Annotated in this window: 25 protein-coding genes; 12 read left to right on the forward strand and 13 right to left on the reverse strand. The window is 67.6% G+C overall.

The features are described 5' to 3' along the window. Positions 1-51: 51 nt before the first annotated feature. The 4 genes from AC3WS6_RS05700 to AC3WS6_RS05715 all read right to left on the reverse strand — a co-directional run bounded on the left by AC3WS6_RS05700 (position 52) and on the right by AC3WS6_RS05715 (position 4,436). A complete protein-coding gene (locus AC3WS6_RS05700) occupies positions 52-2,172 on the reverse strand; it encodes a heavy metal translocating P-type ATPase (protein ID WP_492500094.1) in 2,121 nt (706 codons plus the stop codon). A gap of 55 nt (positions 2,173-2,227) precedes the next feature. Beyond that, entirely contained in the window at positions 2,228-2,557 is a 330-nt protein-coding gene (locus AC3WS6_RS05705) for a heavy-metal-associated domain-containing protein (RefSeq protein WP_056313443.1), read from the reverse strand. Positions 2,558-2,588: 31 nt separating this feature from the next. After that, positions 2,589-2,870, reverse strand: a complete 282-nt coding sequence (locus tag AC3WS6_RS05710) for a metal-sensitive transcriptional regulator (RefSeq protein WP_261606742.1) — start codon at positions 2,868-2,870, stop codon at positions 2,589-2,591. A gap of 516 nt (positions 2,871-3,386) precedes the next feature. Continuing rightward, the gene (locus AC3WS6_RS05715) at positions 3,387-4,436 is read right to left on the reverse strand and encodes an ABC transporter permease (protein WP_492500095.1); all 1,050 of its coding nucleotides are present in this window, start codon (positions 4,434-4,436) and stop codon (positions 3,387-3,389) included. Between the two features lie 191 nt (positions 4,437-4,627). On the opposite strand from AC3WS6_RS05715, the gene AC3WS6_RS05720 reads away from it, so the two are divergent. Continuing rightward, positions 4,628-5,242, forward strand: a complete 615-nt coding sequence (locus tag AC3WS6_RS05720) for a TetR/AcrR family transcriptional regulator (RefSeq protein WP_492500096.1) — start codon at positions 4,628-4,630, stop codon at positions 5,240-5,242. A gap of 305 nt (positions 5,243-5,547) precedes the next feature. Here the strand turns inward: AC3WS6_RS05720 and AC3WS6_RS05725 are convergent, their stop codons facing one another. Next, on the reverse strand, positions 5,548-6,165 hold the full coding sequence (locus AC3WS6_RS05725; protein ID WP_492500097.1) for a VanZ family protein: 618 nt from the start codon (positions 6,163-6,165) through the stop codon (positions 5,548-5,550). A gap of 126 nt (positions 6,166-6,291) precedes the next feature. On the opposite strand from AC3WS6_RS05725, the gene AC3WS6_RS05730 reads away from it, so the two are divergent. From AC3WS6_RS05730 to AC3WS6_RS05750, 5 genes are all read left to right on the forward strand, one after another. Next, positions 6,292-7,875, forward strand: coding sequence for an SLC13 family permease (locus tag AC3WS6_RS05730; protein WP_492500098.1), 1,584 nt, complete (start codon positions 6,292-6,294; stop codon positions 7,873-7,875). 147 nt (positions 7,876-8,022) lie between these two features. Further along, a complete protein-coding gene (locus tag AC3WS6_RS05735; RefSeq protein WP_492500099.1) occupies positions 8,023-8,982 on the forward strand; it encodes an ABC transporter substrate-binding protein in 960 nt (319 codons plus the stop codon). Between the two features lie 7 nt (positions 8,983-8,989). Beyond that, positions 8,990-10,099, forward strand: coding sequence for a FecCD family ABC transporter permease (locus AC3WS6_RS05740; protein WP_492500100.1), 1,110 nt, complete (start codon positions 8,990-8,992; stop codon positions 10,097-10,099). A 4-nt stretch (positions 10,100-10,103) separates the two neighbouring features. Then, positions 10,104-11,153 carry a FecCD family ABC transporter permease gene (locus AC3WS6_RS05745; protein ID WP_492500101.1) on the forward strand — a complete coding sequence of 350 codons (1,050 nt, stop codon included), beginning with the start codon at positions 10,104-10,106 and terminating at the stop codon, positions 11,151-11,153. Further along, complete coding sequence (locus AC3WS6_RS05750) at positions 11,153-11,941, forward strand: ABC transporter ATP-binding protein (RefSeq protein ID WP_492500102.1); 789 nt, start codon at positions 11,153-11,155, stop codon at positions 11,939-11,941. The genes AC3WS6_RS05745 and AC3WS6_RS05750 overlap by 1 nt, the downstream gene beginning before the upstream one ends. A 29-nt stretch (positions 11,942-11,970) precedes the next feature. Here the strand turns inward: AC3WS6_RS05750 and AC3WS6_RS05755 are convergent, their stop codons facing one another. Then, the gene (locus AC3WS6_RS05755) at positions 11,971-12,303 is read right to left on the reverse strand and encodes a DUF7882 family protein (protein WP_492500103.1); all 333 of its coding nucleotides are present in this window, start codon (positions 12,301-12,303) and stop codon (positions 11,971-11,973) included. Between the two features lie 182 nt (positions 12,304-12,485). On the opposite strand from AC3WS6_RS05755, the gene AC3WS6_RS05760 reads away from it, so the two are divergent. The 3 genes from AC3WS6_RS05760 (at position 12,486) to AC3WS6_RS05770 (ending at position 14,637) form a co-directional block, all read left to right on the forward strand. Further along, positions 12,486-12,830, forward strand: coding sequence for a DUF7882 family protein (locus AC3WS6_RS05760; RefSeq protein WP_492500104.1), 345 nt, complete (start codon positions 12,486-12,488; stop codon positions 12,828-12,830). Between the two features lie 10 nt (positions 12,831-12,840). Beyond that, positions 12,841-13,119 carry a hypothetical protein gene (locus tag AC3WS6_RS05765; protein WP_492500105.1) on the forward strand — a complete coding sequence of 93 codons (279 nt, stop codon included), beginning with the start codon at positions 12,841-12,843 and terminating at the stop codon, positions 13,117-13,119. 279 nt (positions 13,120-13,398) lie between these two features. Continuing rightward, entirely contained in the window at positions 13,399-14,637 is a 1,239-nt protein-coding gene (locus AC3WS6_RS05770; protein WP_492500106.1) for an Ig-like domain-containing protein, read from the forward strand. A 91-nt stretch (positions 14,638-14,728) separates the two neighbouring features. Here the strand turns inward: AC3WS6_RS05770 and AC3WS6_RS05775 are convergent, their stop codons facing one another. Then, complete coding sequence (locus AC3WS6_RS05775; RefSeq protein WP_492500107.1) at positions 14,729-15,265, reverse strand: small multidrug efflux protein; 537 nt, start codon at positions 15,263-15,265, stop codon at positions 14,729-14,731. 154 nt (positions 15,266-15,419) lie between these two features. Between AC3WS6_RS05775 and AC3WS6_RS05780 the strand changes: the two genes are divergently transcribed. After that, a complete protein-coding gene (locus tag AC3WS6_RS05780) occupies positions 15,420-16,640 on the forward strand; it encodes a sensor histidine kinase (protein WP_492500108.1) in 1,221 nt (406 codons plus the stop codon). Next, entirely contained in the window at positions 16,637-17,239 is a 603-nt protein-coding gene (locus tag AC3WS6_RS05785; protein ID WP_492500109.1) for a response regulator, read from the forward strand. The genes AC3WS6_RS05780 and AC3WS6_RS05785 overlap by 4 nt, the downstream gene beginning before the upstream one ends. Positions 17,240-17,456: 217 nt before the next feature. On the opposite strand, the gene AC3WS6_RS05790 is transcribed toward AC3WS6_RS05785, so the two are convergent. Together AC3WS6_RS05790 and AC3WS6_RS05795 are read right to left on the reverse strand one after the other, a co-directional pair. Then, entirely contained in the window at positions 17,457-18,131 is a 675-nt protein-coding gene (locus AC3WS6_RS05790; RefSeq protein WP_492500110.1) for a cation efflux transmembrane domain-containing protein, read from the reverse strand. After that, the gene (locus AC3WS6_RS05795; protein ID WP_492500111.1) at positions 18,131-18,463 is read right to left on the reverse strand and encodes an ArsR/SmtB family transcription factor; all 333 of its coding nucleotides are present in this window, start codon (positions 18,461-18,463) and stop codon (positions 18,131-18,133) included. Before AC3WS6_RS05795 ends, AC3WS6_RS05790 begins: the two co-directional genes overlap by 1 nt. 143 nt (positions 18,464-18,606) lie before the next feature. Between AC3WS6_RS05795 and AC3WS6_RS05800 the strand changes: the two genes are divergently transcribed. Beyond that, positions 18,607-19,086 carry a GNAT family N-acetyltransferase gene (locus AC3WS6_RS05800; protein ID WP_492500112.1) on the forward strand — a complete coding sequence of 160 codons (480 nt, stop codon included), beginning with the start codon at positions 18,607-18,609 and terminating at the stop codon, positions 19,084-19,086. Between the two features lie 4 nt (positions 19,087-19,090). Here AC3WS6_RS05800 and treZ read toward each other — a convergent pair whose 3' ends face one another. The 4 genes from treZ to AC3WS6_RS05820 are packed head-to-tail and all read right to left on the reverse strand — an operon-like array spanning position 19,091 to position 25,681. Further along, the gene (gene treZ, locus AC3WS6_RS05805) at positions 19,091-20,848 is read right to left on the reverse strand and encodes a malto-oligosyltrehalose trehalohydrolase (protein WP_492500113.1); all 1,758 of its coding nucleotides are present in this window, start codon (positions 20,846-20,848) and stop codon (positions 19,091-19,093) included. Further along, positions 20,845-23,193 (reverse strand): malto-oligosyltrehalose synthase, encoded by a 2,349-nt coding sequence (gene treY, locus AC3WS6_RS05810; RefSeq protein ID WP_492500114.1) that lies wholly within the window; start codon positions 23,191-23,193, stop codon positions 20,845-20,847. Before treY ends, treZ begins: the two co-directional genes overlap by 4 nt. After that, positions 23,190-25,400: a glycogen debranching protein GlgX gene (gene glgX, locus AC3WS6_RS05815; RefSeq protein ID WP_492500115.1), complete on the reverse strand. Its 2,211-nt coding sequence runs from the start codon at positions 25,398-25,400 to the stop codon at positions 23,190-23,192. The genes treY and glgX overlap by 4 nt, the downstream gene beginning before the upstream one ends. Next, on the reverse strand, positions 25,397-25,681 hold the full coding sequence (locus tag AC3WS6_RS05820) for a hypothetical protein (protein ID WP_492500116.1): 285 nt from the start codon (positions 25,679-25,681) through the stop codon (positions 25,397-25,399). Before AC3WS6_RS05820 ends, glgX begins: the two co-directional genes overlap by 4 nt. Positions 25,682-25,857 lie beyond the last annotated feature (176 nt).

The following is a 25,857-nucleotide window of genomic DNA, read 5'->3' on the forward strand; positions in this document are numbered from 1 at the left end:
ACTCACCTCCCGTTCTCCTCAGCCTACGTCCGTCACCCTGACCGTTTCTTGCTACTTACCCGCTACTGCGTCCGGGCGGAGATCCAGCCGGCGCAGCAGCTGCGCGTTGAGCGCGACGACGATGGTCGACAGGGACATCAGCACGGCCCCCACGGACATCGGGAGCACGAACCCGATGGGGGCGAGCACGCCGGCCGCGAGCGGGACGGAGAGCAGGTTGTAGCCAGCGGCCCACCAGAGGTTCTGCTTCATCTTCCGGTAGCTGGCCCGTGACAGTTCGATCACCGACAGCACCGACCGAGGGTCGTCGCTGGCGAGGATGACCCCGGCCGAGGCGATCGCGACGTCCGTTCCCGCGCCGATCGCGATACCGACATCCGCCTGCGCGAGCGCGGGGGCGTCGTTCACGCCGTCTCCGACCATCGCGACATTGCGGCCCTCGCCCTGCAGTTCATTCACCTTCGAGGCCTTGTCCTCCGGCCGCACCCCGGCGAAGTACCGGTCGATACCCAGCTCGCCCGCCACGGAGGCGGCCACCGCGTCGGCATCACCGGTGATCATGACGACTTGCACACCCCGCTCGTGGAGGGCCTCGACGGCATGACGCGACTCTGAGCGGATCTCATCCGCCAATCGCAGTGCGCCCGCGACCTGACCGTCGACGAGGACGTGGAGGATGATCGCACCCTCATTGCGCCACTCATCGGCAACCGCCAGCTCCTGGGCGTTCTCCTGCTCGAGCATGTACGGCCCACCGACCTGCACGATGTGCCCATCGACACGCGCACGGACCCCAACCGCCGGCGAGGACTCGAAGTCGGACGAGGCAGGGACCGTGAGGTTCTTCTCCTTCGCCGCGTTGACGATCGCGCGAGCGAGCGGGTGCTCAGAGTCGGCTTCCGCGGCAGCGGCCCAGGCCAACAGCTGGTCAGAATCGGTGCCGGACACGGGGTCGATCGCGGTGACGGCGGGGGTGCCCTTGGTGAGAGTGCCGGTCTTGTCGAACAAGACGGTGTCGACGGTGCGCATACTCTCCAACGCGAGACGATCCTTGATCAGCACACCCCCACGAGCCGCCCGCTCCGTCGCGATCGACACAACGAGCGGGATCGCCAGGCCCAGAGCGTGCGGGCACGCGATCACCAGCACGGTGATCGTGCGGATCACCGCGGCGTCGGGCATGCCGACAACCGTCCAGACGATCGCGGTGATCGCGGCAGCGCCGAGCGCGAACCAGAACAACCACCCGGCAGCTTTGTCAGCGAGCCGTTGCGCCCGCGACGACGAGCTCTGCGCCTCGGTCACCAGCTTCTGGATACCTGCGAGAGCCGTGTCCTCGCCGATCGCGGTGATCTCCACCCGCACACCGGAGTCGGTCGCGACGGTGCCGGCGATGACCTGGTCGCCGTCGCTGCGGCGCACGGGCCGGGATTCTCCGGTGATCATCGACTCGTCCATGCTGGCCGAGCCCTGCACGATCCGCCCGTCTGCGGGGACCCGCCCGCCCGGGCGCACCACCACCACGTCACCCACCAGCAGATCAGACGGGGCAACCGTGACGGTTGTATCGCCCTCGATCTTTTCCGCCTCGTCAGGCAGCAACGCAGCCAAGGAATCCAACGCTGAGGTCGTCTGCGCGAGGGAACGCATCTCGATCCAGTGACCGAGCAGCATGATCACGATCAGCAGGGCCAGCTCCCACCAGAAGTCCAGTTCGTGGTGCAGCAGGCCCAGGCTCGCGCCCCATGATGCGAGGAACGCGACCGTGATCGCGAGAGCGATCAGCAGCATCATGCCGGGCTTGCGGGCCCGGAGTTCGCTCACCGCACCGGTGAGGAACGGCGCCCCGCCCCACACATACATGACCGTTCCGAGAACCGGGGACACCCAACCGACCCACGCAGCGTCCGGCAGCGGGTATCCGAGCAGCATCGAGAACATCATCGAAAACCCGACGACCGGAACCGCAAGGACCAGCATGATCCAGAACAACCGCCGGAACTGGCCCACATGATCACCGTGCCCACCATGTCCGCCGTGCCCACCATGGCCGCCATGTTCTGGCGAAGCGTCGTGATCGTGGCTCATCGCCGCGTGGTCATGCTCCGTTGTCGGCGCCGCGCCGTGGTTCTCGTGTGCGGCGCGATGGCTGTGTTCGTCATGCTGGCTCATCGGAACTCCTTGCTCAGATGCGCCCGGTTGAGCCCGGGTGCAGACGGTTAGCGACTCAGGCCTGGCTGGTCGCGAGGGTATACCCGGCCTCTTCGACCGCAGCCCTCACAGCAGCAGGATCGACCGGTGCTGCGCTGTGGATAGTCACGCGGGAGGTGCCGCCGGCGTTCAGGTCGACGTCGACGGACTCGACACCGTCCACAGCCGCCAGTTCCTTACTGACGCTCGATACGCAATGCGAGCACGTCATCCCCGCAACCAAAACCTCTTCGGAGGACGAAGATGAGGCCGCAGCAGGTGCGGACGCCTCGGTGTTCGATGGGACGGCGCAGCACGCGCAGCCTGCGTTCGCGTCCTTTAGGCCGAGTTCAATGCGATCAGTCATCGTGTGCTCCTTCAATAGACAGATGTGGCGGTCATGAACGGACCAGACGGGCAATGGCCTCGTTAGCCTCGCGGACCTTCTCTGCCGCAACCTCGCCACCCTCGGCGCTGGCCTCGGCCACGCAATGACTTAGATGATCGCTCAGCAGCGACAACGCCACCGTTTCGAGCGCTCTCGTCGCTGCAGATACCTGCGTGAGGATGTCGATGCAGTACTTGTCTTCGTCGACCATCCGTGCGATTCCTCGCACCTGACCTTCGACGCGACTCAACCGCTTAGCGAGATCTGCCTTGCCGTCGCTGTACCCGTTCATGGTTAAAAGATACCCCCTGGGGGTATCTAACTCAAGGTCGGTTCGCGCATTCCCGCGTGACTCGGTCCTTCTGGCGGTGCGAGCCCGACGAGAACTTGATGCGCCTGCCGCAAACGATCGTTTACGGCGGGGTGACTCGTGCACCTCCGAACAGGGGTCCAGAAACGTGCGCCGTAAGAGGGTTTCGGCAGACGTTTTCGGGGTGAATCGACTTGCGTCCCCATACCGAGGCTATTGGCGGGATCGCGCCCAGCGGGGAGCTTTCTCGGGTCGGGGTCCGACGCCGATGATCGCTGCGGGGATTGCAGTGAGCCAGGGGAGGCGTCGGATGATGTTGATCATCCCCTGCGGGGGTTCGATCGTCCGTTCAGCACGGGGCCGATCAGCGCGGAGTGCATGATGCGCCCCGGCGGGTCCACCGCCCACGACCGCGCACGTGGTTCACTCCTCGGATACTGAGGTGTCGTTCGTTGTTGCGGACATGGGCGGGGTCCTTTCGACTGGTGGTGCGCGAGGTTAGACAGCGAGGGCGGGCGCTTCGGTGCGGGTGGACTCAACCTTGCGTGAGCGGTAGTGGCCGGCGATGGTGAGGATGACGCCGAGGGCTGCCCAGCCGATGAGGATCCACCATTGCGCGCTGGCGTCGGCATCCGGGAAGTAGCTCACGGTGCGGATCAGCGAGTTCGAGGCGCCGGGGACGAAGAACTGTCCGATGATTCCCCACGGTTCGGGCAGGAACTGCCACGGCGTCGCGGCCGCTGACAGCGGGTTGCCGACGAACATCGTGAGAACGGCGGCGATGCCGATTCCCGCCCGCCCGAGCAGTGACGTGCATCCGACGATGAACGCCGCGGTCGCGGTGATCGACAAGCTGATCGCCAGCGCGTTGAGCCAGAAGTCGCCCGGGATGTACTCGAACCAAGAGTGGAGGACGAGCGTCAATACGAGCCCGACGCCCGCCCCGAACCCGATCAGCGCGACAAGACGGCGGATCGCACCGGACACGCCCAGTGCGATGAGGACACCACCGAGCATGCCACCGATGGTGAGCGGGAACGATGCCGCAGCGAGTCCGGTGCCGGTCGGATCACTGTCAGAGAGCGGCACGACCGGGGTGACCTTGACGACCGCTGTTGTCGGGTCGCCACCTGCCGCGGTGACGGCCTGGGTGAGCTGCGCCTGGAGCTGCGCGGCAACCTGGCTGAGCATCTGCGTGGCCACGGCGCTGCCTGCGGGAGCGGTGAGTACTTCGGGGGCGGTGCCGGGGGTTTCGGCGAGGATGATCGCGCCATACGTTTCACGCTGCTCGATCTGAGAAACCGCGTCATCTCGGTCGTCTGCTTCAACGAAGTCGAAGGTGTCGGGAGCCTTCTCGGCGAGAGCGTCCTCCAGCGTGGACACCGTCGCAGCGGGACCACTGATACTGACGGGCAGATGCTGCGGTGTGCTCGTCTTGGCTGGCCACAGGAAAGCGAGCACAACGATACCTACGACGATGGAGCCGAGAACTCCGATCAGGATGGCGCGCGGCCAACCGGTGCGGGGCGTAACGCTGGATGTGGACATGACGGTGTGACTCCTAGCTCAAGGGATTGCGATGGCGCAGTGGAGTCGAAGGACTCGCGTTCGAGAGGTCGTCCCCGACTCGCGGGCTGCCTTACGAGATGTCTCAGCGCCTTATATCCTCAAGTGTAGAATTCCTCAAGTGTAGAAGTCAACACCGATCTAGAATCGATGAGCGAGACACGGGAGAAGCAATGGCGATCGACACGAACGGCAAGACAGGCCGACGGCCGGGCACCGGTTCCAGCAGGCAAGCGATCCTCGACGCCGCCCGCGATCAGTTCATCCGGCACGGCTTCAAGGGCGCGACCGTGCGAGCGATCGCCGGTCAGGCTGGCGCGGACCCCAACCTCATCCGACACTTCTTCGGAGATAAGGACGGGCTCTTCGCGGCGGCCATGGAGCTGCCGCCCGAGGCCACGTCCACGATCTTTGCGGTCTTCGATTACCCCGTCGAGGATTGGGGTGAGCGGCTGACCCGCGCGTATCTAACGGTCTGGGAGGACTCCACGACGGCCGCACCCCTCCGCGCGATCCTCGTCTCAGCATTCACGAATGAACAGGCACTCGAGCGCCTGCGTTCATTCCTCGTCTCCACCGCCCTGGAACCGGCAACCCGAAAGCTCAACACCAGCAACCCCGGGCTGCGCCTCACCGTCTCCATGAGCCACCTCATAGGAATCGCCCTCACCCGCTACATCCTGCAAGCACCGCCGATCCGTGAACAGAGCATCGATGACCTCGCAGCCCTCGTCGGACCCACGATCCAGCGGTACCTCACTGGACCACTACCCGGTCAGGCCTCATAAACGCCAATGTCAGCGGGGCGACGGTCTCCGGCGGCCCCGCCTGCGACGCAATTGCTACACGCCGAAAACGATCGCTTCCGGCGGCCACTCTCAGGCCACCGGCCGACCCCACGACACGCCAGCCGCGCGCCGACCGAAAACCCCTGCCGGAACCTGCCGCGCCGAAACCGTCCGCTCGACGTTTAAGGCAGGACGGGATGAAACACAGAAGACAGTCGCGGTTGGGGCGTTCGGTATCTTTCGAGTCTCCGGTGGAGCGGTCTTATCTGTCGGAGCTCGATCAGTGGCCGACTGTGGTCGGAGTGTCAAGCACCGGCGGACTTGTCACCGCGCAGTGACGAGTGACCGTTGCCCCCTGCCCGTTCGCGTCTGGCGTCGTGCCACCGGAACCGGTTCACGAGTGGTGAGAGTGTCGGTGTTCGCGAGATCAGGAGGAAGAGGAGGTATCCGAGGAGGCCTCCTGTGACGTTCCACAGGAAGTCGTTGATGTCGGCGATGTGACCGCCGTTGAAGAAGTCGTCCGCGGCGAGTTGGGCCAGTTCGATTCCGGCGCTGACGCCGGCTGCCGTCGCGAGGATCTTCCACCAGGTCGGGCGGCGCTGGAGCAGGGGGATGAGTATTCCGAGCGGGAGGAAGACGGCGATGTTCATCACTGCGTCTTCGACCTCGTAGTCATAGAACGGGATCAGCGCGAGGTGCGGCACGTAGGGTTCTCCGCTGCGCGCGGGGAACAGGTAGATCGGGAAGACGGTGTTGGCGAAGATGCCCGCGGCGTAGACCGCTACCGCGGCTGCAACCAAGACGCGGGGCCATGTGAGGGGCGCTCGCTTGCGGAGAACGAGGAGCAGAACGATGAAGACCACCACGCCCAGCGGAATCGCTACGGGAAGGACGGCGACTTTCCCGAAAGGGCCTGAAAGCATCAGACGAGCCTAGTCGCAACCCCGTGCAGAAGCCGCCGGAGGCGCCGCGGCGAAGGGAATGAGAGGATTCCTGTGCGACAGCTCCCGCCGCCGCTTCATCGCGCACCCCACGACCGGAGACCCACGATGGACCCCGAGATCATCACCTTCGTCATTCTGGGTGCCGCGGTCATCGCGTTCGTCTCGAACCGCATCCCGATGGTCATCGTCGCGATGGCCGTGCCGATCGCCCTATGGGCGACGGGCGTCCTCTCACTGGGGGCGGCGTTCGCCGGGTTCGGCGACCCCATCGTCCTCTTCATCGTCGCCCTGTTCATCGTCAGCGAGGCGCTGGATGCCACGGGCGTGACGTCATGGGTCGGGCGACAGCTGATGCGTCGCGCGGGCAAAAGTCGCTCGCGGCTGCTGCTGATCGTCTGCCTGCTCGCCGCCGTGCTGTCGGCGGTCATCAGCATCAACGGCGCCGTGGCCGCTCTGCTCCCCATCGTGGTGCTCGTCGCTGTGCGTGCGGGCATCGTGCCGTCTCGGATGCTGTTGCCTCTGGCGTTCGCGGCAGGAGCGGGGTCGCTCCTCACGCTCACCGGCACGCCCGTCAACATCCTCGTGTCCCAGGCCGCCGTAGAAGCCGGCGGCCGTGCGTTCGGGTACTTCGAGTTCGCGATCGTCGGCATCCCGGTGGTCGTGCTGACGGTGATCCTCGTGATCTCGCTGGGAGACCGGCTTCTCCCCGAGCGTGTTCCCGACCGGCTCGAGGAGCCCGCCGACCCGAGCCATGACGCCGCCGCCTGGCGGGAGACGTATGACGTGGCGCTCGACACCGGCAGTCTCTTCACGGTGGGGGAGGGTGTCGCCGAGGTGCTCATCGGGCCGCGGTCGAGCCTGATCGGACGTGTGGTCTCGCCGGGGATGACCACGCGGCAGGAGGATCTCGTGATCCTCGCGCTGCGGCACGGCAGCCGGCCGGGTGATGTGGGCGGAAAGGCGACCGGTGCCCTCACCCTGCAGGCCGGGGACTCGGTGCTCGTTCAGGGGCCGTGGGAGGCGCTGCATCGCTACACGGACTCGCCCGACGTCATCCCGGTGAGCTCGCCGCAGCAGATGCAGCGCACGGTGCCTCTGGGGCGCGGAGCCCGACGGGCGCTCGTGATCCTCGGGGTGACGGTGGTGCTGCTCGCCACTGGGGTCGTTCCACCGGTCATCGCAGGACTCCTCGCCGCCGGGGCCCTCATCGTGACGCGCGTGCTCACCGTGACGCAGACGTTCTCGGCGATCTCGTGGCCGACCGTCACGCTCATCGCGGGCATGATCCCGCTGTCTTCCGCGTTCGTCTCCACCGGTGCGGCCGATCTCGTCGGCGATGCCGTTCTCCAGCTCGTCGGGAACACCTCGCCGTACCTCGCGCTGCTCGTCATCTGCGTCGCGTCGGTGATCCTCGGGCAGTTCATCTCGAACGTCGCGACCGTGCTGGTCATCGCGCCGATCGCCGTGTCCGTCGCATCGAGCATGGGCGTCAGCGTGCAGCCGTTCATGATGGCGCTCACGGTGGTGGGAGCCGCCGCTTTCCTGACGCCGATCGCGACGCCGGTCAATCTCATGGTCATGCAGCCCGCGGGCTACCGGTTCGGCGACTACTGGCGTCTGGGTCTCCCTCTCGTGCTGGTCTATGTCGCCGTCGCGGTGCTCTACGTCCCCGCGGTCTGGCCGTTCTGAGCGGTCTCTGACGAAACGTGGCGGTGTCGGCCGCCCACGGAAAGGCGTCGGACGCGGCGACATGCGACCTTCGACTTAGGATTACCTATCCTAACCTCAATCTTGCTACGGTCGAAGGAATCCCCTTCACCGACAGATTGGTTCCTCGTGCTCCGCCGCGCCTCTCTCGTCGCCCTCGTGGCGACGTCCGCCCTGCTGCTCGCCTCCTGTGCCTCGACGGAAGGAGCGACTGAACAGAGCATCGACAGCGACGCCGCCGTCACCCTCACGCATCCTTCGCTCGACGGGCTCGAGATCGACTTCGACACCCAGCCGCAGGACATCGTGATGGACTGCTACGCCTACAGCTCGCTGCACGAGTACGACATCGAGCCCGTGGCGCTGTTCGGGTACGAATGCGACAACCCCTTCGTGATGGGGGATGCCGACATCTCCGACATCCCGGTCGTCGGCAAGGACGGCGAGATCGACGTCGAGAAACTGGCCGAACTGCGCCCCGATGTGATCGTCGGGCAGGGCACGGCAGACGGATGGCAGTGGTTCGACGAGGAGGTCAACGCGCAGCTCACGCGCGTCGCCCCGTTCGTCCCCCTGCCGAGCAGCGAGACGATCGACGGTCGGATCGCCGACACTCGTGAGATCGCCGCGTTCTTCGGCGCCGACGTGGCCTCCGAGGCCATCGTCCGCTCGGACGCCGACCTCGAGGAGGCGAAGCAGGCGTTCTCGGCCGCCATCGCCGGTGCCGATCTCGACATCATGCTGACCAGCCCGACGAAGGAGATGCTCTACACGGGCGTCGGATTCGCCCAGGCGGAGATGCTCGAGGAGCTCGGTGCCACGATCGTGGGCGCCGAGGCGCCGGCCACGGGCAACCCGTGGGGACAGGTCGCGTGGGAGGACGCCTCGACCTTCGGCGCCGACATCCTGCTCGTCGAGGGCTACGACGACGACTTCTCCTTCAGCGCAGAGCTCTGGGACGCGCTGCCTCCGGTGCAGTCCGAGCAGCTCGGAGCGTGGAGCTCGAAGGGCGCGATGACCGCGTCGACCTATGCGGCTTGGCTGAACGACCTGACCACGCTCGTCTCCTCCTCGACCAAGGTCGCCTGACGTCCTGATGCACGTGCAGTCCGTCTCATCCGGGTCCGCCTCGAACACCTCCGTGTCCGAGGCGGATCCGCGCACCCCCGGCGACCGCCCCTCGGCGGCACGCTCGCGTGCGACCCGCTCGCACGATCGGCGCAGATGGATCGGCCTGATCGTGCTGGCTGTCGCGTGCGCCGTCGCGCTCGCCGCCAGCCTGCTGGTCGGCTCCCGACTCATCGCCCCCGCAGACGTGCTGCACTTTCTCGTCCATCCCGATCCCGACGACGCGATCTCGCAGACGATCTGGTTCTCGCGCGTCCCGCGCACCGTGCTCGTTCTCGTCGCGGGGGCCGCGCTCGGAGTCGCGGGAGCCCTGATGCAGGCGGTCACGCGGAATCCGATGACCGACCCCGGCATCCTGGGCGTCAACGCCGGGGCGTCGCTCGCGGTGGTCGTCGGACTCGCGCTCTTCGGCGTGACCGACATCTCGCAGTACATGTGGTGGTCCTTCGCGGGCGCGATGATCACCTCGGTGCTCGTGTTCGTGATCGGCAACACGGGCTCGGCGCGCGGCAATCCGGTGCGGATGACGCTGTCGGGCGTCGCACTGGGCGCGGTGCTGTCCGGCTTCACCTCGGCGGTGCTGCTGTCGAACTCCGAGCTCCTGCAGCGGCTGCGGGGCTGGTCGGCCGGCACGACGGCCTCGCAGCCGCTGGAGGCGACACTCGCGATCGTCCCCGTCATCGCGGCCGGCCTCCTGATCGCCCTCCTCAGCTCCCGCTCGCTCGACGTGCTGTCGCTGGGCGAGGCGTCGGCGGTGGCGATGGGGGCGCATCCGCAGCGCATCCGGCTCGTCGCCCTCGTCGCCATCGCACTGCTCGCGGGCGGCGCGACTGCGGCCGCGGGGCCCATCGGCTTCCTGGGCCTGCTCGCCCCTCATCTCGCGCGTATGATCGTCGGCCCGCACCAGGGGTGGATCATGGCCTACTCGGTGCTGATCGCGCCCACGGTCATGGGATTCGCCGACGTTCTCGGCCGCATCATCACCGCGGGCGAGGTGCCGGTGGGAATCGTGACCGCGTTCATCGGCGCCCCCGTGCTGATCTACATGGTCCGCCGCTACCGGGTGTCGGAGGTATGACGCCGTGACATCGCTCGACTTCGGCAGGCGGGTCCTCCGCCTCGGCCCCCGCACGCACCCGCTCCTTCTGGTCGACGCGCGCTCGCTCGCGATCTGCGTCGGGATCTGGGCCGCGATCGCGACGCTCGCCGTCTACGCGCTGTGCACGGGATCCGCGCAGATCACCCCGGCCGAGGCACTGGCAACCCTCGTCGGCGGAGGAGACGCCTACACGACCATGGTCGTGATCGAGTGGCGCGCCCCGCGAATCCTCATGGCCGTCCTTCTGGGCACCTGCCTCGCCCTCAGCGGCGCGATCTTCCAGAATCTGACCGGCAATCCGCTCGGATCTCCCGACGTCATCGGTTTCCAGACCGGGTCGTACACGGGCGCCCTCGTGGTGATGCTGATCCTCGGCGGTGGATCGGCGGAGACCATGGTCGGCGCCCTCGCCGGGGGTGTGGCGACCGCTTTCCTGGTCTTCTTCCTCTCGTCGAAACGCGGGTCCGTTCGCGGCGTGCGTCTGATCATCGTCGGCATCGCGGTGAGTGCGATGCTCGCATCGGTGAACGTCTGGATCCTCCTCACGGCGACCGTCGAGGATGCGATCATGGCGGGGCTCTGGGGGGCTGGCAACCTGTCGGGCGTCTCCTGGGGGAGTTTCGCGACCGCTTTCGTCGGCTCGGTGCTCTTCATCGTCGCGGCGACTGCGCTGAGCCGGCCGATGCGGATCATGCAGGTCGGGATGCCCTTCGCGACCGCGCTCGGACAGAACGTGCGGTTGGTGCAGGTCCTCGCGATCGTGGTCGGCGTCGGCCTCACGGCGCTCGCCACCGCGACCGTCGGCCCGATCTCGTTCATCGCGCTCGCCGCGCCGCAGATCGCTCGACGCATCGTGCGTTCCGACGGGCTCGCCTTGGGCCCCACGGCTGCCGTCGGATCCTTGCTGCTGCTCCTCGCCGACATCGTGGCGCAGCGGATCCATCCCGATTCACCCCTGCCGGTGGGCATCGTCACGGTGTCGATCGGTGGACTGTACTTCCTATGGCTGCTCCTGCGAGAGGGAAAGAAGTGATGAACCGATTGACGGTCGACGGCGCGGCCCTGGGCTATGCCGACAACCTGGTGTGCGAAGACGTGTCCGTGGAGATACCCGACGGTGCGTTCACGGTGATCGTGGGACCGAACGCCTGCGGCAAGTCGACACTGCTGAAGAGTCTCACGCGGCTGCTCCCGCCCTCGCGCGGGCGAGTGCTGCTCGACGGACACAGCGTGCACGGGCTGCCGACCAAGCAGCTCGCTCGCGAGATCGGGCTGCTGCCGCAGGGGCCGGTCGCACCCGACGGGATCCGCGTCGTCGATCTCGTCACGCGCGGGCGCTATCCGCATCAGCGACTGTTCGCTCCGTGGTCGCCCGAAGACGAGTCGGCCGTGGGGGCCGCGATGGACGCCACGGGCATCCGGCATCTCTCGGGGCGGCTCGTCGATGAGCTCTCCGGCGGGCAGCGCCAGCGCGTGTGGATGGCCGTGGCACTCGCCCAGCAGACGCCGATCCTGCTGCTCGACGAACCCACCACCTATCTCGATGTCAGCCACCAGATCGAGCTTCTCGAACTGTGCCGCTCGCTCAACCGGCAGCGGGGCAACACTCTCGTCGCCGTGCTGCACGACCTGAATCAGGCCGCGCGCTACGCCGACCACATCATCGCGATGAAGGACGGGGAGGTCGTCGCGACCGGCACGCCCGCTTCGGTGATCACCGAGGCGCTGGTCTCGAGCGTCTTCGGCGTCGACGCACGGGTGATCCCGGATCCTGAGTCGGGCAGCCCGCTCGTGGTGCCGCGCTGGCCGCACGCTGCGTGAGCGCTCCGCACCGCCGGGGGAAGCCGCTCTCAGTCGAGCTGATCGCCGCCGAGGTCGGGAGCATCCTCGACCTCGTCGACGAGACTGATGCCGCCCGATGAACTCGCTGTCATCATGAGCTCCTGCACCCACCGGGCATTGATCGGGGGGCTGGCCGGATCGTCGAACACGAACCGCAGCGGAATCGACGGCTGCAGCCAGATCGTGGATCGGCCGCGCGCCTCGCCCTCGGGGTGCGTCCACGACAGGGTGAAGCTCTCCTGGCGCCGGAGCTTCGTCGCGATCGCCACTTTCAGGTGCGCCAGCGCGCGGTCCTCGATGCGGATAGGGTCGTCGGCGGCACCGTAGAAGAGCATTCCCATATACCGAGGGTATCCACGACCGGTGTGACGCAGGGCGCATGAACTCTTCGCGTCTCGGACGCGATCGGATCCACACGGCTCGCACACATCCGCGACGTGACACTCTGGGACCACCCCACACCGCGATTCCCCGGATCGCCCCTACGGCACGGGTTCCGTGGGGGGAAACAGAGGAGTCCCTCATGGGCCGATTCATCTACGAAGGTGGCCAGAAGGTCGAGATCGAGGACCGTGCGCTCACGCACCTGCAGCTCGTGATCACCGCCAAGCTGAGGCGCGGCGAGCCGTTCTCGTTCTCGTGGCGTGAGGATTCGAGCGTGGGTGGAGGGCGCACGACCGTCTGGATCCACGCGGGCAGCGCACTGGTCTTCAAGTACTTCGGCAGTCGGCAGCCCGCGATCAACCGCGCGTGGGTCGATGCGCTCGCCTTCACCGCCAACTCGCCGTCGGGCCTCCACGTGACGCCCGAGCCCGCGGAAGGCACGACGGTCGAGCCCACGGGCGAGCGCCAGCGCGTGACCTCGTAGGCTGGGGGGCATGCTCATCGCCCTCATCCGCCCCGTCGAGAGCAGCACCGTCGACGTCATCGGCAGCACGCTCGAAGACGTGCACGACCAGCTCATGGCGCAGCAGAAGCCGGGGTTCGTTCTCGCCTCGGCGCCCGTGCGGATGCTGAAGGGCGAGGCGAAGATCGAGTCCACCGGCACGTTCTGGCGGGTCGACGGGGTGCAAGAGATCCAGGCCGACGACATGGCGACTCTCGAGGCGAAGGTGCCTGAGGGCTGGCGGATGCTTTCGGTACGCAGCACGGACTGAGCCTGCCGGGTGCTGCCGCGCGGGGGCTCCCCGGGCAGTCCTGGAGGTGGTCCTGCACGGCCGTCCTCACCTGCAGTTCTGGAATACCAGTGTTATAGACCGGTGACGGCGTCACTTCGGTCGGATTGTCTGTTCTCTTAGTAAGCGTCGCGACTGGGTGCGACGTGAATCGGACTGGGGAAGACGATGACCGGGGAAAATGGTGTTCTGCGCGCTCTCAGGCGCGCAACCGACGACAGTTCAGGGCGTGGCCCGCACCGATCGGGTGCATTCCGACTCTTGGCTGCGCTCTTCGGCATGGCGCTGGCCCTCACCGGGGCACTGGGCGCGACGCTCCCGGCTGCGGCCGCGCCGACGGTGACCTATCCGGACGCCATCACCGGCCTGCAGCTCAGCACCGCGAGCGGCAGCGGAGCGCTCGGGCAGTGGGAGAGGGTCCGCATCTCGGGCGCATGGTCTGTTCCCGACGGGGCGAAGGCGGGAGAGACGTTCGGCATGACTCTGCCCGCCGAGTTCAGCCGCGAGGCGGCAGGCTCGTTCACTCTCGCCGACCCCGCGACCGGGGTCATGCTGGCCGACTGTGTCGTCGCGGCGGGGCACGGTCCCGACGTCGTGTGCACACTCACGTCGGCTGTTGCAGGACTCGAAGACGTCGGCGGCACGTTCTGGATGCAGGCGCAGGCCTCGTCGTCGACGACGAGCGAGACGGTGACCTTCGATCTGGGCGACACGATCGAGGTCGTCGATCTTCCCGGTGAAGGAGGCATCGGTCCGGAGAAGACGACGGAGAGCGCGCAGCCATACAAATACGGTGGCGAGACGGCGACGGAGGGTCGGCTTCGCTGGACGGTCGGGATACCGAGCGAACACGTCGACGGCGGCGGTTTCACCGTCGTCGACACGCTCGACGCCGGCCTCGCCCACCACCGGTACACGGGGGAGCTGCACCTCAAGCAGCGCGTCGTGCAAGACGGCGTTCTGATCGGCGACTGGGTGCCCGTCGACGGCGAACGGTATGAGGCGGTCTTCGCCGATGACGGTCTCTCGTTCCGTCTCGCGGCGAGTGGGTTGCCGACGAGCGGGTTCGCATACGAGCTCGTCTACTTCACGAAGGCCGAGGCCCCCGTGCTCGCGGGAGATGTGTTCGGCAACCGGGCCGTCGTCGACACGACCGAGCTGACGGCTACCCATACCGTCACGGAGACCGGTGGGGGCGACGGGAGCGGCGTCACGCCGACGCCCACGCCGACTCCGACTCCGACTCCGACTCCGACTCCTAAGCCGACGCCGACTCCGACTGCTCCGGCCCCCGTTCCGTTCGAGACGCCCGAGCCGACCCTGACCGCGTCACCGTCGCCAGCGCCGAGCACGACTCCCGTCCCACCCGAGGCCGGGGCGCTGGCGCTCACGGGTGGGAGCGCCGGTATGGCGCTTCCGGTCGCCGGATTGCTGCTGCTCGGAGGGGCGGTCGCGGCCGCGATCGCTGCCAAGCGCCGGACGGATGCGTCGCGGCGCTGACGCCGACACACGAGAGAGCGGCAGTCGTCGGGGCCATGCCCCGGCGACTGCCGCTCTCGTCTGTCGCGCAGACAGCTCGCGCTGCGCCCGATCAGCGGATCGCGGAGATCGCGCTGCCGATGATCACGGCGACCACGGTGGTCCATCCGATGATCGCGACGGCCTGCCAGATCAGAATGCGCACCTTGCCCACCCCCGACGCGGCGAGCATGGTCGCGGTGAAGTGCGTGGGCAGGAGCAGCGGGCCGAGCAGGCTCACGCCGGGCACCCCGTAGCGCTCGAATGCACGCTGGAACTTCTCGCGCCGCGCAGACCCGCGCGGCGCGGCCTCCGGCTCGACCACCGGCGCGGAGCCGCCGCCGGCCAGCGCCGCCTGACGCGTGCGTGCGCGATTGACGATCGCCGAGCGCGCGCCCGAACTGGCGATGACGAGGATCGCGACGCACAGGAAGTTTCCGATGATGGCCGCGATCGCGGCGATGACCGGATTGATGCCGCCGATGATGCCGATCGCGACCGCGCCCTCGCCTTCGATGAACGGGATCGCCCCCGCGAGGGCGACGATGAGCGGCTGCACCAGGTCGGGGACCTGGGCGACGATTTCTTGGAAGCTCTCGACGAGATTCATGATGTTCTCCTGCGGGTCGCTGCGGCGGAGTCTCCGACGCGATGAATCCAGTCCACCGTGTCGCGACTCGTGCCGGCAGTGTCGACCCGTCACTCGTTTCCGGGTCGTTCGCACGTCGCATCCGTGACTTCTGTCACGCCCGTATCGTGGGGGTATGCGCAGTCCCTCCCGAGTCCCCGGCGCGGCCGGCGATCTCTCGCCCGGCGCACGACAGCTCGCACGCGGTGTCACCGCGACGTGGTGGTACACCTTCGTCGGCGTGGCTTCTCTCGAGCTCTTCCTCGTATTCGTCTGGTTGCTGCGCGTGCTCGCCGAACCGGTGAACGACTCCGTGGCACTCGTCGTCGGCATCGGCGGGCTGATCTGGTGGCTGTCGACCCTGCCGTTGCTGGTCGACTACCGCGGTCGGCTCGACGCAGAATCGGGCATCCCGTGGGCCCGGATCGCCGGACCTGTGATCGTCGCGGTCGTGTACGGCGCGGTGGCGGGGATGCTCACCGACAGCCTGCTGCTCGCAGCCATGCCGATCGCGCAGTCGATCGCGCTGCTCGACTGGCCGCGAGGTGTGCGCTACCGAGTCGTTCTCCTGTTCACCGCGCTCATGCTGGTGCTCGCCTTCGTCGACGGCGCGCGCGGCGCGACCTCCGCGGCGCCGGAGATCTGGGGTCTCTCGCTCTACGCGCTGCTGATGCCTTCGTTGACGGTGAGCTCGCTGTGGTGGTGGGACGTTCTGGTCACTCTCGACCGGGCTCGGGCCTCTGAGGCCCGGCTGGCCGCGACGCAGGAGCGTCTGCGGGTCGCGACCGATGTGCACGACCTCCAGGGGCACCACCTGCAGGTCGTCGCTCTGCAGCTCGAGCTGGCGGAGAGACTCATGCCGCGCGACCCTGACGCGGCCCTGGAGCAGCTGCGGCTCGCGCGCGGCAGTGTCGACGATGCCATGCAGGGCACGCGTGACCTGGCGACGCGATTCCGCTCGATTCCCCTGGCCGACGAAGTCGCGAATGCCCGCGACCTCCTGCAGGCGGCGGGCCTCGAGGTCGACGCCACGATCGCTGCGGATGCCGATTTGGCGCCCTCGAACGCGCTCGGACCGGTGATCCGTGAGACGACGACCAATGTGCTCCGTCATGGTGCGGGGCGACGTGCGGGCCTGGCGCTCACCAGGGTCGCGGCGGGGTGGCGTTTCGAGATCGTCAACGATGCAGAGCATCCGCTGGCGGGCGATCGCACCGGCTCGGGTCTCGACGGGGTGCGACGCAGGATCACCGAAGCGGGCGGAACGCTCGAGATCAGGGACGACGATGGCGAATTCGGCGTGGTCGTGACCGTGCCCGCGCGTGAGACGGCATCGAACGATGAGGAGGCGCCGTGATCCGCGTGCTGCTCGCTGACGACGAGGCGATGATCAGGTCTGCTCTCGCGGCTCTGCTGCGCCTGGAGCCCGACATAGAGGTCGTCGCCGAGTGCGAAGACGGTGAGCGAGCCGTGAGCGAAGCGCTCCGGTTGAAGCCGGACGTCTGCCTTCTCGATCTCGAGATGCCAGGACTCGACGGCGTCGAGGTCGCGGAGCGACTCCATCGCGCGATCTCCACCCGCTGCGTGGTCGTCACGCGCCATGCGCGGCCCGGCGTGCTGCGTCGGGCACTGGCCTCAGGCGTCTCCGGGTTCCTGCCGAAGTCTCGCGGCGCCGATCAGGTCGCCGAAGTCATCCGGCGCGTCGCGGCGGGTGCGCGCTACGTGGACCCCGAGATCGCGGCTGATGCACTCAGCGACGAACGAGCGCCGCTGACCGATCGTGAACTCGATGTGCTGCGCGCCGGTCGACGTGGCGAGACCACGGGGCAGATCGCGCGAGCACTGTCTCTCGCGCCGGGAACGGTGCGCAACCATATCTCTGCGGTCCTCGCGAAACTGGCGGTCGGAACGCGCCAGCAAGCGGTGCTGCTCGCGGAAGAGCGCGGCTGGATCTGACCCGCTTCTGGTCGCGCTCGCCGCACGCGAGGGGAAGAAAGGCGGGTGGAGCCGTGGGAGAGGGCTCCACCCGCGAACCGCGCGGGATGGGGAGTTGCGCGGCCCAGACGTGACGCGAGCCTTGTTCCCCCGTGCTCGCAGTGCGTCTCACCCTTCAAGACCCCGCGCACGAGAAATGATGACGCACCCTCACGAAAAACATGCAGGATGCGATGAATCAGTCGTGGTCGTGGTCGTGGTCGTGACCGGGGTCTTCCTCGAGCAGCATGCCGACAGATGTCGCGCACGCATCGCCCTTCCATGCCTCGAGCCCTTCGCGGACCGCGAACGCGGCGATCACCAAGCCGGCGACCGCGTCGGCCCACCACCACCCGAACAGCGAGTTGAGGGCGAGGCCCGCGAGCACGGCGGCGGAGAGATACGTGCAGATGAGCGTCTGCTTCGAGTCGGCGACCGCAGTCGCCGATCCGACCTCCTGGCCTGCTCTGCGCTCGGCCAGCGACAGGAACGGCATCACGATCACACTCACGGCCGTCAGGATGAGTCCGACAGAGCTGTGCTGGGGATGTTCGCCGGTGAACAGCGCGATGCCCGATGACGCGGTGACATACGCGGCCAGAGCGAAGAAGGCGACCGCGATCACGCGGAGAGTCGGCTTCTCCCAGCGCTCCGGGTCTCTGCGCGAGAACTGCCAGGCGACTGCCGCCGCCGACAGCACTTCGATGCTCGAGTCGAGTCCGAAGCCGATGAGCGCGGCTGACGATGCCGCTGCGCCCGCGGCGAGAGCCACCACGGCCTCGATCAGGTTGTACACGATGGTGACGCCGACGATGACACGGATGCGACGGTGAAGAACGTCTCGCCGCGCGGAAGAGATGGCGGGGGAGCGCATCAGCAGGTGCACCCTTCGCCGTCACAGCACGTCGGATCGACGATCAGGGTGACCCGCATCAGCATGTCGAGCGCGGGTGCGAGGTGTCGATCGGCGAGCTCGTACCGCGTGCGCCGCCCTTCGGGCACGCCGACGACGAGTCCGCAGCCGCGCAGGCACGCGAGGTGATTGGAGAGGGCCTGCCGGCTGACGTCGAGGGCGTCAGCGAGGTCGGAGGGATAGGCGGGTGAATCTCGGAGGGCGAGCAGAATGGCGGCGCGGGTGGGGTCGGACAGCGCATGCCCGAGACGTGCCACGGCTGCGGTGTGCGTGAGGGATGCGGAGAGCGTCACTCGCCCAGAATACAGAAAACGCTGAATTCAGTAAATCGTGAACAGATGCGGTCGTGGGTGCCCGCAACACCCCGGAAACCTCGGATGGATACCGTGAGAGGCACGTGAGAGGCACGTGAGCCGAGCGGAGGAGTCGACGGAGCATGGTGGTCACGGTCGAGCAGGTCGAGTGGATGCACGACGACGCAGCGCGGCTGCGGATGGCGCAGCGTGCAGAACTCGATGCCCGTTATGGAAGCGATGACCACGAACCCGGCATCATCCCGACCGCCGCAGATGTTCCGGTCTTCCTGATCGCGCGAAACCAGAGCGGTGAGGCCGTGGTCTGCGGTGGTCTGCGTCCGCTCGATGCCGGAGTGCTCGGTGAGCACGTCGCCGAGATCAAGCGCATGTATGCGGCACCCACGAGCCGAGGCACGGGTGCCGCGGTCGCGGTGCTGAGAGCTCTCGAGGTCGAGGCGCAGCTCCTCGGCATCCGGCGCCTGGTTCTCGAGACCGGCACCGCCCAGCCCGATGCCGTGCGCTTCTATGAGCGTGAGGGGTACACGCCGATCCCACTCTTCGGGCACTACATCGGCAGCGACTTGTCTCTGTGTTTCGCACGAGACCTGCCGGGCGACTGACTCCTCAGCTCTCGCGGGTCACGATGACGGCCGACTCGGGCGCGAGCGTGATGCTCCCAGGCTCCATTCGACCGCCGGAGGTCTCGAGGAGGATCACGGCGGCATCGTCGACGTCGAATTCGAACGGCGTCGCTGTCAGGTTCACGAGCACCGACGTCAGACCACGGTCGATCCGGAACGCCCGCGCCTCGGGCGCCGCATCCGGTGTGAGCAGATGGGCGCGCGTGCGCGTCTGATCGGGGTCTGCGAGATCGGGGCTCTGTCGGCGCAGCGCGATGAGCCGACGGTACAGGTCGAGCAGCGCGGCGTGGGCCGGTGCTGTGCGCTCGCTCCAGTCGAGATGCGAGCGCTCGAACGTGTCAGGATCCTGCGGATCGGGAACCTTCGCCGGGTCCCAGCCCATCTTCGCGAACTCGCCGATGCGGCCCTCCGCCGTGGCCCGGGCCAGCTCGGGCTCAGGGTGCGAGGTGAAGAACTGCCAGGGCGTCGACGCGCCCCATTCCTCACCCATGAACAGCATCGGAGTGCCCGGCGCTGTGAGCGTGAGCACGGCGGCCACCGCCAGACGCTCGGGCGTGAGCGAGTGCGTGAGGCGATCGCCGGCGGCTCTGTTGCCGATCTGGTCGTGGTCCTGCGCGAAGGTGACGAGTCGCCATGCCGGCACCTCGGCGGGCAGCGGGTGACCGTGCGTCCGTCCTCGGAACGACGAGAACGTGCCGTCGTGGAAGAATCCGTGCTCCGAGACCTTGACGAGGGCATCGGGCGCGGCGAAGTCGGCGTAGTACCCCTCGGTCTCCCCGGTCAGAGCGACGTGGGCGGCGTGGTGCCAGTCATCAGACCACTGCGCCGTCAGGCCGTAGCCCCCAGCTTCCCGGGGAAGGATCAGCGTGGGATCGTTGAGGTCGGACTCGGCGATCAGGGTGAGCGGCCGATCGAGCTGCGCCGAGAGAGCGTCGACCCGCTCTGACAGCTCGTGCAGGATGTGGGGCGCCCGCGAGTCCTGCAGAGCGTGCACTGCATCCAGACGCAGACCGTCGACGTGGAGATCGCGCAGCCACATCAGGGCGTTCTCGATGATGTACTCGCGCACCGCCGGCTCGTCGAGGTTCACGGACTCGCCCCAGGAGGTGTGCTCACCGTCGCGCAGATAGGGCCCGAACTCGGGCAGGTAGTTGCCGCTCGGACCCAGGTGGTTGTACACCACGTCCTGAATGACCGCGAGGCCGCGCTGATGGGCCGCGTCGACGAGGCGCTGGTAGGCGGCCGGCCCGCCGTAGGCTTCGTGCACCGCGTACCAGAGCACCCCGTCATAGCCCCAGTTCCAGGTTCCGCTGAAGGCATTCACCGGCAGCAGTTCGATGTGCGTGATCCCGAGCTCGACCAGATGATCGAGCCGCCCGATCAGAGCGTCGAGGGTGCCGTCGGCGGTGAAGGTGCCGACGTGAAGCTCGTAGATCACCGCTCCCGCGAGCTGGCGCCCGGTCCAGTGCTCATCGGTCCACTCGAAGTGAGAGGCGTCGAACACCGCCGACGGCCCGTGCACACCGCGAGGCTGACGTCGCGAGCGCGGATCTGGTCGCAGGTCGTCGCCGCCGTCGAGCAGGAAGCCATAGCGCTCGCCGTCCGTCATCGCGACGACCGCGCTCCACCATCCGTCGCCGCGAGTCGCCGGGGCGAGGTCGTGCTCCGAGATCACCACGCCCGCGGGCGTCAGTCGTCTCAGGCGCACGCTCTTCGCGCGCGGTGCCCAGACAGAGATCATCGCTCCTCCACCAGCAGCGCGACCGGGTAGGTGTCGAGCAGGTCTGCCAGCAGCAGCGGTCCTCCGCCGAAGCGTCGGCCCGTGAGGGCATCCGTGGCCGGAAGATCGCGTCGCATCAGCAGGGTGTCTCCCCAGCCTCCCCGACGGGCCAGCGTGATCGGCAGCCGCGTGGCGACGGCGGTGACTCCACCGCGGTCCATCGCGATCGCGTGATCGAGCGCCTCACCCGTCACGACCCCGGCCCGGTAGCCCTGGAAGAGGTCGGGATGGTCGCGCCGGAGCCGCAGCGTGCGCGACGTGACGAGCATCTTGGCGCGTCCGGAATCGTCGATCTCGGGCAGGATGCCGCGTGCTGCATCCTCGTCGAGCCGATGCAGCATGTCGGATCGCGCCGCGAAGTCGACGGGCCGGCGATTGTCGGGATCGACCAGGGAGTGGTCCCACAGCTCGGTGCCCTGGTAGACGTCGGGCACCCCGGGAGCGGCGAGCTGCAGCAGCTTCGCCGACAGCGAGTTGACCCGTCCGGGCGCGATGATCTCGCTCACGAACCGTTCGATGACCTCGCGTGCCGGGCCGTTCGCCGCGTCGGCGATGGCGATGACTCCCTGCTCGAAATCGGTGTCGGGATGCTGCCATCCCGTCGACTCCGCTGCCTCCCGCGCCGCTTTCAGCCCGTACTCCCGGAGCCGCTCGGACGAGATCGGCCAGGCCCCGACCGCCGCCTGCCAGAGCAGAGCGTCGAGGGGTCCGTGACCGGTCGTCGCGATGCCGCGAAGCTCGCTCAGCACGTCGGACCAGCGATCCGGGATCTCGGCGAGCACCGAAAGGCGAGCGCGGACGTCTTCCGAACGCTTCGTGTCGTGCGTCGACAGTGCGGTCATCGAGTGCGGCCAGGCGGCGTGTCGTGTCTGCTGAGCCGCGTGGAACGCGTCGACCGGCAGCGAGGCGATCGAGGGGTCGCCTCCGACCTCGGTCAGAGTGCCCAACCTGGTGAAGCGATAGAACGCCGTGTCCTCCACGCCTTTGGCCATCACGGCACCGGTCACCTGCGGGAAGCGCGCCGACACTTCAAGGCTCGTGTCCAGAAGCAGGGGAGTGAGAAGGCCGATCGCCTCGGCCAGATCGGGGCGTCGGCGTGCCGCGTCCTCGACCGCATGCAGCACATGCTCGCGGCCGGCCGGCAGGTATGCGCGGTAGACGGGGAAGCTCGCGATGATCTCTGTAAGCGCGTCTTCGGCGTCGACCACACCGAAAGGCAGAGAACGCACGAGTCGTCGCACCTCGGACTGCAGCAGCTCGTCGGCGACCATTCGCTTGGTCGTGATGATGAGGTCGTGCCAGGCCTGTGCGGGGGGCAGAGACGTCTCGGCGCGCAGCTGCTCGTCGAGACGGTCGAGCTCGCCGACACCGGCGCCGTCGATCAGGACCCGGTCGATCTCGACGAGCGCGTCGTACCCGGTGGTGCCGTCGGTGCGCCACCACGAGGGCAGCTCCTCACCGGGTTCGAGGATCTTCTCGACCAGGGTGTACGCGGCGCCGGTCGCATCCGCGAGGTGTTCGAGGTAGGCGCCGGGGTCGGCCAGCCCGTCGGGATGGTCGACCCTCAGGCCGTCGGCGAGGCCTGCTGTGATCCACCGGACGATCTCGCGATGCGATTCCTCGAACACGTCGGGGAGCTCGACGCGGATGCCGGCGAGCTCCGAGACGGCGAAGAAGCGGCGGTAGTCGAGGTCGGTGTTCTGGTCTTCCCAGAAACGCAGCTCGTAGTGCTGGGCATCGAGCAGCGCGGGCAGATCGGCGGCGAGCTCGCCCGAGCCCGGAGCGAGGGGCAGCACATGCTCGAAGTAGCTCAGCGTCCCATCCGGCGCGTCGTCGGCGGGCGTCGTGTCGATCGAGATCTCTCCGGCGGCGATCACCTCGCCGAGAGGAGATCCGAGAATCGGCAGCCGTACCCGCCCCTCGGACACCCGTCTGTCGATGTCGAAGGCCACCGCGTGCCGCGATGCTCGTCCCAGTCGCAGAGTGTCCCACCACCACGGATTGGCGCGTGGCAGGGCGACGCCGACGTGATTCGGGACGATGTCGACGAGGATGCCGAGGCCGGCGTCACGCGCCGCGGCCGAGAAGCGCTCAAGTCCCTCGGATCCTCCCCGGGACTCGTCGACCCGCGAGTGATCGACCACGTCGTAGCCGTGATCGGACCCGGGCACCGCGGCGAGCAACGGCGAGAGATACGCCCACGAGGCCCCGAGCTCGGCCAGGTACGGGGTGACCTCTGCGGCGTCGTCGAGCGTGAACCCGGATCGGATCTGGAGTCGGTACGTCGAGCGGGGGCGGTGGGTCATCGAGGAAGCTCCGGGCTGGGCGCCGGTGCAGGGAGCTCTGCGCGCTCGGTCTGGATCCGCAGCGACGCCTCCACCGAGTCATCCGTGGGCACGTCGGCCCGATCGACTTCGCGGAGGACGAGCAGCGAGTGGGCCTCGAGCGTCACAGGCGCTCCCGCATCGAGCGGGGTGCCGCCGGCCCGATCCGAGGCAGTGTCGATCGCCACGTCCCACGCGCGTCCGAGCCTCTGATCCGGCAGCACGGCCTCGATCGCCTCGGTGCCGCTGTGGAAGTAGATGAGGAAGTTCTGATCCGAGACGGGCTGACCGCGGCGATCCTTCTCGCGGATCCCCTGACCGTTGAGGAACATGCCGATCGCGAGGCCGAAGCCCGAATCCCAGTCCTCCGGTTCCATCCGGCGACCGTCCGGCCGCAGCCAGACGACATCCGGCACCCGCTCTCCGTCTTCCGATCGCACGGGGCGCCCGTCGAAGAAGCGGCTGCGCCGGAAGGTCGGATGCGCGCGGCGCAGCCGCGCTACGGCAGCGGTGAACTCGACCAGGGGGCGATCCGCAGCATCCCAGTCGACCCAGGTGATCTCGTTGTCCTGCGCATAGCCGTTGTTGTTGCCGCCCTGGGTGCGACCGAGCTCGTCTCCGTGCGCGATCATCGGCACACCCTGTGAGAGCAGCAGCGTGGCGAGGAAGTTCCGCTGCTGACGGGCTCGGATGCGGTTGATCGACTCGTCGTCGGTCGGCCCCTCGACGCCCTGGTTGGAGGAGCGGTTGTGAGACTCCCCGTCGTTGTTGTCCTCGCCGTTCGCCTCGTTGTGCTTCTCGTTGTACGACACGAGGTCTCGCAGCGTGAAGCCGTCGTGCGCCGTCACGAAGTTGATCGACGCGACGGGGCGTCGACCGGAGTGCTCGTAGAGATCGGCCGAGCCGGTCAGGCGCGAAGCGAACTCGCCGAGTGCCTGCGGTTCGCCGCGCCAGAAGTCGCGCACCGTGTCGCGGTACTTGCCGTTCCACTCGGTCCATTGCGGAGGGAAGTTGCCGACCTGGTAGCCGCCGGGGCCGACGTCCCAGGGCTCAGCGATGAGCTTCACCTGCGAGACGATCGGATCCTGCTGCACGAGTTCGAAGAACGCTGCGAGCCGGTCGACGTCGTAGAACTCCCTCGCGAGAGTCGAGGCGAGGTCGAAGCGGAAGCCGTCGACGTGCATCTCGGTGACCCAGTAGCGCAGCGAGTCCATGATCAGCTGCAGCGCGTGCGGATTGCCGGCGTTGAGGCTGTTGCCCGTGCCGGTGTAGTCGGTGTAGTACCGACGGTCCTCTTCGAGCCGGTAGTACGCCTCGTTGTCGATGCCGCGCATCGAGAGCATCGGGCCCATGTGGTTGCCCTCTGCGGTGTGGTTGTAGACCACGTCGAGGATGACCTCGATGCCGGCCGCGTGCAGCGCACGCACCATGGCCTTGAACTCCTGCACCTGCTGGCCGTGCTGTCCGCTCGATGCGTAGTCGTTGTGAGGAGCGAAGAACGCGAGGGTGTTGTAGCCCCAGTAGTTCGTCAGCCCCTTCTCGAGAAGAGTCGAGTCGTACACGAACTGGTGCACCGGCATCAGCTCGATCGCAGTGACGCCCAGGTGCACGAGGTGATCGATGATCGACGGATGCGCGATCGCGGCGTAGGTTCCGCGCAGCTCCTCCGGAACGTCCGGATGCCGTTCGGTGAGGCCCTTCACGTGGGCCTCATAGATGACGGTCTGCGCATACGGCGTCTTGGGAAGGCGATCGCCCGCCCACTCGAAGAACGGGTTGATGACCACGCCCTTGACCATCGTCGCCGCAGAGTCCTCGTCGTTGCGGGAGTCGGGGTCGCCGAAGTCGTATCCGAAGAGCGGCTGCCCCCAGTCGATACGACCGGCCACCGACTTCGCGTACGGGTCGAGCAGAAGCTTGTTCGGGTTGAACCGCTGGCCCTGGGCCGGATCGTAGGGACCGTGCACCCGGTAGCCGTAGAGCTGCCCGGGCTGCACCGACGGCAGATAGCCGTGCCACACGAACGCATCGACCTCTTCGAGGGTCACGCGTTCTTCGTTGCCGTCATCGTCGAAGAGGCACAGCTCGACCTTCTCGGCGCCCTCGCTGAACAGAGCGAAGTTCGTGCCCTGACCATCGAAGGTCGCACCGAGCGGATAGGGGGAACCGGGCCAGACGTCGTGGCTCACTGAGCGCGCCGAGTCGCGGCGGCACGGTGCAGCACGGTCTTCACGGCGTTATGGAAGTCATGCACTTGAGCGATCTCCTCGGAGTGGGGGTACGGGTGTCCGACGTAGCAGACGAACACCGGATGCACGTGTTCGACGTAGCCTACGGGGCCGTCGTGAAGCACGACGTAGCGTTCGAGGTCGACGCGCTCGTAGAGAGGCTCGTCGGGCGTGCGCTCGGTCTGGGGAGCCTGGCCGTCTACGGGCAGTCGGTCATGCGCGGCATGGGTCTTCGCACTCATGATGGCTCTCGATTCTGTTGGTGATGCTCACGCTACGACCGAGCAGAATTCCGCGATATCCCATTGCCAGGTCGACGATCACGCGCTATGTCGCGAGACGCGGGCGCCGTCCACTCGGGGAGGGGGCGTGGTTCCAGGCCCCGGGTGACATCACCGCTCGACCACCTGCGACAATG

Source organism: Microbacterium sp. EB106-03-03-XG65 (genome assembly GCF_058791955.1).